We start from the raw sequence: 12,426 nt of genomic DNA on the forward strand, positions 1-12,426 counted from the left end.
GCAAAGCCGAAACGGATGATAACCACCTACTGAAGTAGGTGGTTTAGGGCTGAAAACAAAAAAGGGCAGATGAATATCCATCTGCCCTTTTTACTTTTTCAGAAAAAGTAACCAATTAAATGCCGTATTCTGCGCGGTATGCTTTGACTGCTTCTAGATGCTCTTTGTCTGTGCCTTTCTCTTCAAGGAAAGTCACAAGGTCAGTCAAGCTAACGATCGAGATGATTGCACAACCAAAGTCACGCTCCACTTCTTGAATCGCAGACAACTCACCTTTGCCTTTTTCTTGGCGGTCAATCGCAACCAACACACCAGCAAGGTCTGCGCCATTTGCTTGAATGATTTCCATCGATTCACGAATCGCAGTACCTGCTGTGATTACGTCATCCACTAGCATGATACGACCTTCAAGCGCAGAGCCTACAAGGTTACCGCCTTCGCCGTGATCTTTCGCTTCTTTACGGTTGAAGCAGTAAGGCGTGTCGACGTCATGATGATCCGCCAGCGCGACTGCTGTTGTCGTCGCGATTGGGATACCTTTGTACGCCGGGCCAAACAGCACATCAAACTCAATGCCAGAATCAGCAAGCGCTGCTGCGTAAAAACGACCAAGACGCGCTAGGTCACGACCAGTATTGAAAAGACCAGCGTTAAAGAAGTACGGGCTTTTACGGCCAGATTTCAAAGTAAACTCACCAAACTTAAGAACTTCTTTCTCAAGTGCAAACTCAATAAATTCACGCTGGTATGCTTTCATTATTTTCTCTCTATGTCCTTGGTTTCTTGTGTCTCTTCTCGACAATCATTCATTTCTCTATTGTCGAGATAAAAAAATAGCCCCCATAATGGGAGCTATTTAAATCAATTGGCTAACGCCGCCTTCTGCGCTGCGACAATTTCCGTAATGCCGACTTTCGCCGACTCTAGCAGAGCCATCAGCTGCTCGTGACTGAACGGTTCACCTTCTGCGGTGCCCTGAATTTCAATCATCTTGCCTTCTTCTGTCATTACCACGTTCATGTCTGTGTCTGCCGCTGAATCTTCAACGTACTCAAGGTCACACAGAACATCATCACCTAGCAAACCAACTGAAACTGCCGCTACGTGGCCTTTCATTGGGTTTGCTTTTAGCTTGCCGCTATCTACTAGGTGTTGGAATGCATCGGCCATTGCAACACTTGCGCCGCTGATGGATGCAGTACGCGTACCACCGTCAGCTTGGATAACGTCACAGTCAACGGTGATCATGAACTCACCCATGGCTTTTAGATCGACAACTGCACGTAGGCTTCGCGCGATAAGACGCTGAATTTCCATCGTACGGCCGCCTTGCTTTCCACTTGCCGCTTCACGACGAGTACGCGAATGTGTTGCTCGAGGTAGCATGCCGTATTCAGCTGTAACCCAGCCTTTACCTTGACCTTTTAGCCAACGTGGCACAGATTCTTCGACGGTCGCATTACACAACACTTTGGTGTTACCGAACTCAACTAGCACTGACCCTTCAGCGTAAGCTGTGTAGTTACGAGTAATTTTGATAGGGCGAACTTGATCCGCCTTGCGATCGTTTGGACGCATGGGCATCTACCTTAAATATGAGGAGAAGACGATTTGGTTGGGCGAAGATTATAACGGAATCGATTCCGGATTCATAGGTTACGCATCTGGCACAACATAAACAATCCATACATCCCGCGCACCTATCGACGCAGCGTGATACACTCTTGAAGTAATTTTCAAAAAATGAAGACAGGAAAATTCGATGATTTACAGTATGACAGCGTATGCACGCAAAGAAGTAAAAGGCGATTGGGGTTCTGCGGTATGGGAAATCCGCAGCGTGAACCAGCGTTATTTAGAAACATACTTCCGCATGCCAGAGCAATTTCGCGGGTTAGAGCCCGTTTTACGTGAGCGTTTTCGTAAGCGCTTAGCGCGAGGCAAAGTAGAATGTAATCTACGTTTTGAAGCAAACCCTGCCGCAAAAGGTGAGCTTAGCATCAATGAAGCGCTTGCTAGCCAGGTAATTAAAGCCGCTGAACAAGTCATGCACATGACTGGTGAACTGAGCCGAATCAATCCATTTCAAGTTATGCAATGGCCGGGGGTAATGGAAACGCCAGAGCAAGACATGGATGCGGTAAATAAAGTGCTACTAGAAGCGTTTGATGGCGCAATGGATGAATTTATTGAAGCGCGCGCTCGTGAAGGCGAGAACATGAAGGCGCTGATTGAGCAACGCCTCGAAGCGATCACATCAGAAGTTGTGAAAGTGCGCGCACGCATGCCAGAAATACTAGAGTGGCAACGTGAGCGTCTGTTCTCTAAATTTGAAGATGCAAAAGTAGAGCTAGACCCATCTCGCGTTGAGCAAGAGCTTATCCTTCTGGCACAGAAATCAGACGTAGCAGAAGAGCTAGACCGTCTTGATTCTCACGTAAAAGAAACCACGAACATTCTGAAAAAAGGCGGCGCAGTGGGTCGTCGTCTAGATTTCATGATGCAAGAGTTCAACCGTGAATCGAACACGCTAGCGTCGAAATCCATCAGCACCGACATCACCGCATCGGGCGTTGAACTGAAAGTTCTAATTGAACAGATGCGTGAGCAGATCCAAAACATTGAATGATCTAAAAGTCATCGAGTATTGAAACAAAAAAGCCCCGCTAATACGGGGTTTTCTTTTATTCGTCTTTTTCCAAGGTACTGTTATCAACGTAGGGCCAATAATGGTGCCCAATTCTGATCAGCAAAGTAGCCGCAGCCAAAATAAACGCAGCCAGAGATAACCACACAACCAAAACTGCATCCAGCTCTTTCATTCCGAGTGTGATGTAGCGGGCGATGGCCATCATCGCGATGTAGATAGGATAGCGTACCGGAATTTTACCGTTCATCACGAACTGCTGCACCATAGCGAGCACTTCCAGATAGATAAACATCAACAGAATATCCGTGAGTAAGACACGCTTCTCTACAAATACGTGCACAAACTCTTGCATCATGGCGTACAACGTCGCCAAGGTAATAGAGACTAATAACACCGCCTCCAAAATATGGAAGATTTTCAGGAAAGGTCGACTAAAGGATTTCGGTAAATTCGACGGCATGGTCCATTATCCAAACAAAGAAAATAGGCCTTGAGTTTAGCATGCAACGATCTTCAATCAATCAGAATAAACATCAGTGCAAATCGACTCCAAGTCCTGGCATTTGCTTATAAAAACGCTCCGCTTATTTGGCGGAGCGCTTTTGTGTTATAGGACCTGTGGCATCACTTACGCCACTTGCTGCTTTTTTTCAGCTACGCGCTTTTTCTTCCGATATTTAGGGTGAGTGATCGGAATCGCAGATAGGAGTTTTTTGGTGTATTCGTTTTGCGGGTTTGCATAAATTTCTTTAGCACTGCCTGCTTCTACCACTTTACCAAAATACATCACGGCAACTTTGTCAGAAACATGTTTCACCACCGAGAGATCGTGAGAGATAAATATGATCGCCAAGTTCATTTCTTGTTGCAGTTGTAGCAATAGGTTCAAGATTTGCGCCTGTACCGACACATCTAACGCAGATACCGATTCATCACAAATCAGCAGTTTAGGCTTCAATGCAATCGCGCGAGCGATACCGATACGCTGCCGTTGCCCGCCTGAAAATTCATGTGGATAACGGTTTACTGCCGTTTCTGGTAATCCCACTTTGATTAAAAGCTCTTTTACCCATTGTTTACGCTCTGTTGGCGTGCCAATTTTATGAATAACAAACGGTTCTTCCAGAATCATACCGATGGTATGACGCTGATTGAGTGACTCCATTGGGTCTTGAAAGACGATTTGCATGTCTTTACGCAGCGATCGCATCTCTTTCACAGACAATTTAGTGATGTCTTTACCTTCAAAGAAAATCTTACCTTCTGTTGGCTCGTATAACTTTAAGATCGTGCGACCAAGGGTGCTTTTACCACAACCTGACTCACCAACTAGCCCCAGTGTTTCACCTTCAGAAACAGACAGTGAAACCCCGTCTACCGCTTTGATGGTGTAGCCTTTCTTGAACAGCCCTTTACCAGAAACAAAGTGCTGCTTAAGATTTTCAATTCTTAATACTTCTTTTGCCATAACATCCTCTTTTATGACTGGTTCACTTTGCCCAGTTAACTGGCAAACATACTGGCATCAATAGGCTTGATATCGATCATCTGCTTCGGCTCATTATCTAAGCTCGGCATCAATCCCATTAAACGCTCTGTGTATGGGTGCTGCGGGTTATCAAACAACTCAAAAATTTCTGCTTTTTCGACAATACGTCCGCCATACATCACGGCAACATCATCACACACTTCTGCCACAACCCCGAGATCGTGAGTGATGAAGATCATCGCCATGCCCGTTTCTTCCTGAAGCTCGTTCATCAGTTCAAGGATAGACGCCTGAACCGTAACATCCAACGCTGTAGTCGGTTCATCACAAATCAGAATATCCGGCTTACAGGCCAATGCCATCGCGATCATGACACGCTGGCGCATACCACCAGATAGGTTATGGGGATACTCATTCAATCGCTTCTCTGGCATTGGAATTTTTACTTTTGCCAGCATTTCAATCGAGTACGCCTCCCGCTCCTTTTTGTCGAGCTCAGGTCGATGGAGCTCAAGCACTTCACATATTTGACGACCAATGGTGTGCACTGGGTTGAGCGCCGTCATCGGGTCTTGGAAGATGATCGAAATGCGATCGCCACGCATGGCGTACATCTCTTCCGCAGGCAAATCAACTAGGTTGGTGCCGCGATAATTCACTTCACCTTTGATAATGTTGCCATATGGCTTAGGTAATAGCCCCATGATCGACATTGAGGTTACGCTCTTACCACTACCTGACTCTCCTACCAGACCGAGTGTACGTCCGGCTCTCACATCAAAGTTCACACCATGCAGAACCTTCACTGGCCCATCATCGGTGGTAAATTCAACTTCGAGATCTTTAACACTTAGGATTACATCGTTTTCCATAACCAATCCTTACAGCTTATAAGTGTCATCTACGACAACAACAGGTTCAAAAGCTTTGCCTGACTTCATCGCTTGTTTCGTTTCTTTTTTGATATCACTATCAATCCAGTAAGTGCCATCGCCTATGATTGCACCACTGAACAGCGCCTCTGTCATGCGATTCATTGGCTTATCTGGAAACTTTAACCAGCGCCAGTGACCATAGCGGACATAAGGAACCATGTAGCCTGGGACGATAACGTGAGCATCAATGATGTCACGCTGAATCTCATGACCTAGCTGGATCTTTTTATCCATATCCATGCCAAAACGATACTCGATGATCTTTTCATCCAGTTCAGGCGTGCTGTAGTTTGTGAAAGAGTTAGTTTGCGGCTTGTTCGCATTGACTGAATGGAAGTACTCCCAATACGTTGGGATCTCAGACGTACCCATATCTAAGAAAGCCAAATCGTGCTTTTTCTCACGTACGTATTTGAACATGGATGAGCCATCAACTAACTTGAGCTCAATATCCAGCCCTGCTAGCTTGGCTTGCTCACGCAAAAATGCAATACGAGGAGTATGAACAGGTGTTCCGTAGGTCAGCTCGAAGCTTAAGCGCTCACCTTTATCATTAACACGAATACCATCAGAACCAATTTTGTTAAAGCCTGCGGCTTCGAATGCCTCGGCCGCTTTTGCGGGATCGAACTTCGGTGCCTTAGCATCTGGTAGGGTGTATTTACCATGACCATAACCGGTCGGGTTCGGTTTACGGGAGTAGTCGCCACGCATGACATTCTCTATCATGCCATCAAAGTCAATCGCGTAAGTAATGCCCTTGCGAATGTTTAAATCATCCAGCAAAGGCATCGCGGTGTTCATCCATACACCACCAGCCCCAACTGGGAATTGGTTGTAACCCCAGAACTTTTGAATGTATCCCTTTTGGTAAGGTTCCGTATTCGATTTATCATGCCATAAGCTTGGTAAAACAAGACCAAATGCGTCCAGCTTCCCTTTCTCAAAGTGCTTCATCGCGATATCACTGTCGCGAATCACTGTGATGCGGATTTTGTCGACATTATAACGATGTTGATAATACTTATTGCTGTAACCCCACCAGTCTTCACCGACATGTTTGAAGGTAACACTTTTACCTTTTTTAATGTCATCTAGGTAGTATGCACTGGTCGTTGGTTCACTTTTAAAATTGTAGTAGCGGACAAAGTTGTCATGTATACCGTCACCATTTTCATCTTTTGAAGGGTTAGCATAAAAATGTGCGGGACGTGGGCGCAGGGCCCCCATTCGTAACAGCAACTCTTCCGGATTAAACTCTTTCGCCGCCTTAACAGCAAACGTGTGAGTGTCGTACTTGATAACATCCGCAATCGTTTTGTTGTAGTAATCGTTGTACCAAGGCTCCAAGATGTCCTTGGAACGATAAAACTTCAGCATGAACACGAAATCGTCGGCAGTCACAGGTTTGCCGTCCGACCATTTGGCTTCAGGGTTGAGTTTGAAATAGACCGTTTTGTTGTCACCTGCTAACGCCCACTCGTTAGCAAGCTCAGGGATAAACTCTAAAGTATCTGGGTGGCGGACCACCAAGCCTGGTGTTTCATCTAAGATAAAAGAACGTAGCCCTGCATTAGCGTCTGGGCCAACACTACGTAACGTCTGCGGGAAACTTGACATAAAGGTGCGATAAGTCCCTCCACGTTTCGCTTCTGGCGAACCATATTGAGGCTCATCCCAGTTTGTTTGCCAGTTTAAGTCAGTCGGAAGCGTTGCTGACATTGCACCAAAACTCAGGGCGCTCAGCGTGGACGCTAAAAATAATTTCTTCATAAAACTTCCCTTTTTATGTTTTGCTCACAATGCTCGCTTAAACATAGCGTGTGAATTTTTTCGGGTCGAAAGCCGCTCGAATGGCTTCACCAATAAAGGTCACCATTACCAGAACCAGAACAATAGAAGTCACTACTGACGCAACAATCCATGGCGAATCTAAGTTTGACTTACCTTGTTGCAGTAGTTCACCCCAACTTGGCGTTGGTGGCATCAAGCCTAATCCTAGGTAATCGAGAGCAGTCAGTGCTGTGATGTTAGCTGCAATAGTGAAAGGCGCTAGGGTTACAATCATCACCATCGTATTTGGCAAGATGTGATTAAACAAGATACGTCCGGTCGATGCCCCTAAAGCACGAGCCGCCATTACATATTCTCGTGCCGCTTCTTTATAGGTCATGGTCCGCATGTACCATGTCATCCCCATCCAAGTGAAAAGCACGTTAATAGCGACAAAGAGAGCGAACGTCGGCTGAACGATTGAGACAAGAATCATAATGACGTACAAAAACGGGACCATTGACCAGATTTCGATAAGTCGCTGTACAAACAAGTCAAATTTACCGCCCCAAAAACCCATAGCACAACCGACTGCAGTACCGATCGCGTAGGAAATGGCCATCGTAAGCAACGCAAATCCCATCGCCGTTCTGAATCCGTAGACGAGTCGCGCCAAAATATCGCGACCTATCACATCTGTACCTAAATAATGCTTATTTTCGGCACTAGGCGCTGTTGGCGGGAAATCACCACTAAAATCTTGTTCGTATGGGTTCCACGGCACAAGCGGCAAAATAACAAAGTTGTCGCCCCCTTCAGCCTCAAACGCTTTTTGCAGTACACGATAATCGGCTTCACTGGATGACTCTTGGCCGAATTCGCTACCTAAACGTACGTCACTGACAACAGGAAAATAGTAGCTACCATCGTACTTGACGACTAGCGCTTTACTGTTGATCAAAAGTTCGGCGAATAGAGAAAGGATCAACATGATAGAAAGAGCAACAAACGACCAATAGCCTCGTTTGATCTCTTTAAAGTGACGAATTTTCTTTTGAGTTAATGGACTAACTTTAATCATGTTACGCTCCAAACTTCACACGTGGGTCGACTAAAGCAACACAAATATCTGAAATGATGTTACCAATGAGCAGTAACAACGCATTAATGGCGACAATACCCATAACAACAGGGTAATCACGCTCCATGATTGATTCGTAACCCAATAAGCCAATGCCATCAATATTGAAGATAACTTCAATCAGGAAGGCACCGGTCATGAAGAACAACAAAGAGTTACCAAAGTGACTCGCGATCGGAATTAAGCTGTTACGCAACGCGTGCTTACGAACTGCTTTTTTGAAAGGTAATCCTTTCGCAATTGCGGTGCGGATGTAATCTGAGGAAAGGTTTTCCATCAGGTTATTTTTCATTGTCATCGTCAGCGTGGCAAAATCACCAATGAGGTAACAGATCAAAGGCAACACCGCATGCCACATAATGTCTTTAGCGCGTTCAAAGAAGGTTTCGTAATCGTCGAAGTCATCGCCGACAAAGCCTCCCATCGGAAACCATTCCAAGTGATAACTAAATAACGTGATCAGCAATACACCCACCACATAACCTGGTAGCGCGTAGCCTACGAAAATGAGTACTGAAGAGGCGGAATCAAACACAGAACCGTGCTTGAGCGCCTTATAGTAACCAAGAGGAATCGAGATAAAATAACTAATAAAGAAGGTCATGCCGCCATAAAACAACGACACTGGCAAACGCTCTGCGATCATATCCGAGACAGGCTCGTAGTAACGCGTCGACTCGCCAAGATCTAGCATTACCAAACGACTTAACCACTCGACGTACGCTTCCGTTACAGGTTTATCCAGGCCATAAAACGCATTCAGCTCCGCGATTTGATCGTCAGAAAGGGCCGTATTACCACCCGCAGACGTCATTGATGCGGCGCCATCTCCCTGAGACTGCATTTGTGACAACATGCGTTCAACAGGTCCGCCAGGCACGAAACGAGTGATAGCAAAGATGAGAATAGTTATCCCGAGAAACGTTGGGATAACCAACGCCAAACGGCGTAAAAAGTACGACAGCATATACAACTTGCTCCTTGTCTACTGTCCAGTTCAAACGGAGTGAAAGAGGATATTTTCCGCCCAAAATGGTGCATATTTATCTCGTAGTAACTAAAACTGTTGAAGCACACTCCCTGCGCCTCAAGAGCTAGACTTTTCTACTACTGCAATAATTTCAGCGTCATATTTATCTTGAATCCACATCAGCTTCAAGTGTTTGAAACCAAAACATGACAAACTTCCTTCGATGTCGAAAAACAGAAATGTTTTTGTAAAAAATTATAAAAAACCACAAAAATAATTCATACAGAATATCAATCTAGGCTGTTTAGAGCCAAAACCCTACATAAAAATGCACCCTACACACATAAATAGACACATAATCCAAGGTTATATTTGACCTAAAAATACGAGTGAGCCCTTTAACAGCAATGGGTATCATATTTTGATACCACCTAATAAGTTCGAGCTAACAAAGTATGGATTCGATATAAAACTCATCTCAGAACAATTCACTGGAAAAATATCTTTTTCCAGATTCAATTACCCACTAAAAAACCATAGGCAAGATAAGTCATTAAAGTTTATAAGAAACACAAAATACGGTGTTTTATTGAAATTTAATATCGATTCATAAACCTTATTCGGTTTTTTATTCCGCCTTTTAAATAAAGCCTGGTTATTTACATCTTTTTTACATTTAAGCATCCCCGTTTACCACTGGTTTGACTTCCTTTTTTCATCTCGGTTATACATTGGCCGAACGTTAACGAAATATTAACGTCACATTTGGCCGCTATGCGGCCAGACATAGGAAATAATAATAATCGGAGCAACAAGGATGTATAAAAACACAACCGCTTTATCTGTTGCGATAAGCCTTGCTTTGGGGACAGCAGCAGTTGCAGCCCCAGCAACAGCACTGGCAGAAGAGCAGCAAGTTGAAAAACTTCAAAAGATGAAAGTTACTGGTTCGCGTATCTCCACGACGGATATGGAAGGTCCTTCACCAGTTACTGTTATTAATAGTAAAGACATTGAGTCTAAAGGCTTTAACAGCGCGCAAGACGTATTGAACAGTTTGACCCAAAACACAGGTGGTGTAATGGCTCAAACAGACTCTTTCTCGTTTACACCAGCAGCGCAGTCAGTCAACTTACGTGGCCTTGGCGCGTCACGCACATTGATTCTTATTGATGGCCGTCGTCTTCCTCAATACCCGCTAGCACAAGATGGTACATCTAACTTCCAAGATATCGGCCAAATCCCTGTCGCCGCTATTGAGCGTGTTGAAGTAATGACCGACTCAGGTTCTGCTATCTACGGCTCCGACGCAATCGGTGGTGTCGTAAACTTCATTTTAAAGAAAGACTTTGATGGCGTTTCTGTAAAAGTACGCGCGGGTGACGCGACGGATGGTGGTTACCAAAATGGTCGTTTAGACGTTGTAGCTGGCAAAAACTTTGACGACAAACGTATTCTCTTCGTTGGCCAATTTGCGGGCAACGAAATGCTAAAGCAATCTGACCGAGATGATTGGGCTGGCGATGACGGTTCTAGCCGTTCTCAGCTAAGTGGCTACTCTAGCTACGGTGCAAACTTTGAAGGCGCCAACGGAACACTTCTAACACCAGCTGATGCTGGTTCTTCATGTAAAGAAGTCGTTGGTGATGCCGCGATTGAACGAGCGGATGGAAAGTGTGGTGTTAACCGCTCTGCATACCGAACATTAAAACCAGAAAACAAACAAGTAGACCTACTTTTACGTGGTGAAATGGACATTAACGACAATGTCACTGCCATGGCAGAAGCCCGTTTTGGCTACAAGTCTACAGAATCTGAATTCGAACCTAACCCTTACAGCGTTGAAGTTGATGCCACTCACTTCCGCGGCGAAGGCGAATACACTCGCCGTATGGTCGAATTTGGACCACGCGAAAGTAACACTGAAGCCGATTCTTTTGGCTTAACCTTAGGCTTGAACGGCCTGCTTGCTGATACGTATGATTGGGACCTATCCGCTGGTTACTCTGAGCAAAGCGTTGAAACAAGCAACCCAGCAATCTTCCTAACTCTCGACCAAGCTGTACAAAATGGTGATGTCGATCTTCTAGGGCCTATCTCTCAAGACGTTGTAGACAAATACAGCGGCACTTCAAGCAAAGAAGCTTACTCAAAGCTTTACTCTGTTAACGGCTCACTGGCTGGTGATTTGGTTGAACTTCCTGCAGGTATGTCTGGCTTTGCTGTTTATGGTGAATGGAACCGTACTGACTACAATGAGACGATTGATGCTACAACAGCAGCTGGTGGTTTCTCTGGTCTAGGTGGAACGTCAGGCGGCGGTGACCGCGATCAGATTGGTCTTGGTGTTGAAGCTCTTATTCCTATCATTGAAGATTTAGAAATGACTGTCGCTGGTCGTTACGACCACTACTTCGACGACTCGGCAACTGGCGGCGCATTCACTCCTAAAGTAGCCCTAGCATACCGTCCTACTGACACCCTATTGCTGCGTGGTAGCTACGGTCTAGGCTTCCGAGCTCCAGACTTGAAGCGACTATTTGGTGATCAAACTCGAGGCTTTGGTTCTGGTTTTGACCCTGTGCTTTGTGCCAACGCTGGTGGTAGCGGCCCACAAGATAAAGATAAGTACCCAGAGTGTGATACTCAGTACTTCGATACGCTTAATGGCCCTAACTCTGAGCTGAAAGAAGAAACAAGTACAAACATTAACTTGGGCCTAGCGTGGGAGCCTGTGGATGATCTTGGTGTAACTGTTGACTGGTACCACATCAAGATGGAAGACGTCGTAACAGCACCAACTTACCAAGATGTAATTAACGATCCAGGTAAATACCCAGGTACTGAAGTCGTTCGTAACCCAGATGGCACCATCAAGTCGGTATCCTATGGTCCAGTGAACCAGTCGTATGAAGAGCGTTCTGGTATTGACCTAGCGATCAAATACGCATACGACACTAATGAGTTCGGTTCATTTAACACGCGTGTTGCTGTAACGAAGATCTTGATTGCTGAATATCAAGAAAACGACAGCGAGCCTGTAACGGATGAAAGAGATTTCATGCCTGAATACACCGCAACGTTAAATCTTGGCTGGGCATATGAAGATGTCGCTATCAACCTATTTGGTAAATACCGCGACCGTATGTGTTCAAGCTACGCAAACCGTTACTACTTTGATGACTGTGATTCTGCTAAAAAAGCGGGTTACAAAGCAGAAATCGCTAGTATGACAACGTGGAACCTAACGGCTTCTTACCAATTCAACGAGAGTGGTCGTGTAACTCTTGGTGCTATCAACATGTTTGACAAAGTACCGCCTGCAGATCCTCTAAGCGATACCTCTCCATTCTATGCAACTGGGTATGACGATCCAATCGGACGTCAGCTATACGTCGAGGCATCATACGACTTCTAAAAAATATTTGGCGCGGGTTTTCCGCGCCCTTTTCGACTGACTAAAACACT

10 protein-coding genes are annotated in these 12,426 nt (G+C 45.2%); 2 read left to right on the top strand and 8 right to left on the bottom strand.

Going from position 1 to position 12,426, the window contains the following annotated elements; genetic code table 11:
• Positions 1-115 precede the first annotated feature (115 nt).
• Positions 116-757, bottom strand: a complete 642-nt coding sequence (gene pyrE, locus J4N43_RS14690) for an orotate phosphoribosyltransferase (RefSeq protein WP_026000307.1) — start codon at positions 755-757, stop codon at positions 116-118.
• 104 nt (positions 758-861) lie between these two features.
• The gene (rph, locus tag J4N43_RS14695; RefSeq protein WP_017634994.1) at positions 862-1,578 is read right to left on the bottom strand and encodes a ribonuclease PH; all 717 of its coding nucleotides are present in this window, start codon (positions 1,576-1,578) and stop codon (positions 862-864) included.
• A gap of 184 nt (positions 1,579-1,762) precedes the next feature.
• Here rph and J4N43_RS14700 point away from each other — a divergent pair, with 184 nt between their 5' ends.
• Positions 1,763-2,629, top strand: coding sequence for a YicC/YloC family endoribonuclease (locus J4N43_RS14700; protein ID WP_005384776.1), 867 nt, complete (start codon positions 1,763-1,765; stop codon positions 2,627-2,629).
• Between the two features lie 55 nt (positions 2,630-2,684).
• Here the strand turns inward: J4N43_RS14700 and J4N43_RS14705 are convergent, their stop codons facing one another.
• The 6 genes from J4N43_RS14705 to J4N43_RS14730 all read right to left on the bottom strand — a co-directional run bounded on the left by J4N43_RS14705 (position 2,685) and on the right by J4N43_RS14730 (position 8,955).
• On the bottom strand, positions 2,685-3,110 hold the full coding sequence (locus J4N43_RS14705; RefSeq protein ID WP_025768316.1) for a phosphate-starvation-inducible protein PsiE: 426 nt from the start codon (positions 3,108-3,110) through the stop codon (positions 2,685-2,687).
• A gap of 168 nt (positions 3,111-3,278) precedes the next feature.
• A complete protein-coding gene (locus J4N43_RS14710) occupies positions 3,279-4,118 on the bottom strand; it encodes an ABC transporter ATP-binding protein (protein WP_005379372.1) in 840 nt (279 codons plus the stop codon).
• A 35-nt stretch (positions 4,119-4,153) separates the two neighbouring features.
• Positions 4,154-5,011: an ABC transporter ATP-binding protein gene (locus J4N43_RS14715; RefSeq protein WP_005379371.1), complete on the bottom strand. Its 858-nt coding sequence runs from the start codon at positions 5,009-5,011 to the stop codon at positions 4,154-4,156.
• A 9-nt stretch (positions 5,012-5,020) separates the two neighbouring features.
• Complete coding sequence (locus tag J4N43_RS14720; protein ID WP_017634997.1) at positions 5,021-6,847, bottom strand: extracellular solute-binding protein; 1,827 nt, start codon at positions 6,845-6,847, stop codon at positions 5,021-5,023.
• Positions 6,848-6,884: 37 nt separating this feature from the next.
• Positions 6,885-7,928 carry an ABC transporter permease gene (locus J4N43_RS14725; RefSeq protein WP_005379369.1) on the bottom strand — a complete coding sequence of 348 codons (1,044 nt, stop codon included), beginning with the start codon at positions 7,926-7,928 and terminating at the stop codon, positions 6,885-6,887.
• Between the two features lies 1 nt (position 7,929).
• Complete coding sequence (locus J4N43_RS14730) at positions 7,930-8,955, bottom strand: ABC transporter permease subunit (protein ID WP_005384771.1); 1,026 nt, start codon at positions 8,953-8,955, stop codon at positions 7,930-7,932.
• Between the two features lie 820 nt (positions 8,956-9,775).
• On the opposite strand from J4N43_RS14730, the gene J4N43_RS14735 reads away from it, so the two are divergent.
• A complete protein-coding gene (locus J4N43_RS14735) occupies positions 9,776-12,376 on the top strand; it encodes a TonB-dependent receptor plug domain-containing protein (RefSeq protein ID WP_017634998.1) in 2,601 nt (866 codons plus the stop codon).
• Positions 12,377-12,426: the final 50 nt, after the last annotated feature.

The sequence above is a fragment of the Vibrio sp. SCSIO 43009 genome (assembly GCF_023716525.1).
Classification (GTDB): Bacteria; Pseudomonadota; Gammaproteobacteria; order Enterobacterales; family Vibrionaceae; genus Vibrio; species Vibrio alginolyticus.

What these genes read in the sequence shown, in the direction of transcription:
- pyrE (WP_026000307.1), bottom strand. Translation starts at nt 757, where the DNA reads ATGAAAGCATACCAGCGTGAATTTATTGAGTTTGCACTTGAGAAAGAA.
- rph (WP_017634994.1), bottom strand. Translation starts at nt 1,578, where the DNA reads ATGCGTCCAAACGATCGCAAGGCGGATCAAGTTCGCCCTATCAAAATT.
- J4N43_RS14700 (WP_005384776.1), top strand. Translation starts at nt 1,763, where the DNA reads ATGATTTACAGTATGACAGCGTATGCACGCAAAGAAGTAAAAGGCGAT.
- J4N43_RS14705 (WP_025768316.1), bottom strand. Translation starts at nt 3,110, where the DNA reads ATGCCGTCGAATTTACCGAAATCCTTTAGTCGACCTTTCCTGAAAATC.
- J4N43_RS14710 (WP_005379372.1), bottom strand. Translation starts at nt 4,118, where the DNA reads ATGGCAAAAGAAGTATTAAGAATTGAAAATCTTAAGCAGCACTTTGTT.
- J4N43_RS14715 (WP_005379371.1), bottom strand. Translation starts at nt 5,011, where the DNA reads ATGGAAAACGATGTAATCCTAAGTGTTAAAGATCTCGAAGTTGAATTT.
- J4N43_RS14720 (WP_017634997.1), bottom strand. Translation starts at nt 6,847, where the DNA reads ATGAAGAAATTATTTTTAGCGTCCACGCTGAGCGCCCTGAGTTTTGGT.
- J4N43_RS14725 (WP_005379369.1), bottom strand. Translation starts at nt 7,928, where the DNA reads ATGATTAAAGTTAGTCCATTAACTCAAAAGAAAATTCGTCACTTTAAA.
- J4N43_RS14730 (WP_005384771.1), bottom strand. Translation starts at nt 8,955, where the DNA reads ATGCTGTCGTACTTTTTACGCCGTTTGGCGTTGGTTATCCCAACGTTT.
- J4N43_RS14735 (WP_017634998.1), top strand. Translation starts at nt 9,776, where the DNA reads ATGTATAAAAACACAACCGCTTTATCTGTTGCGATAAGCCTTGCTTTG.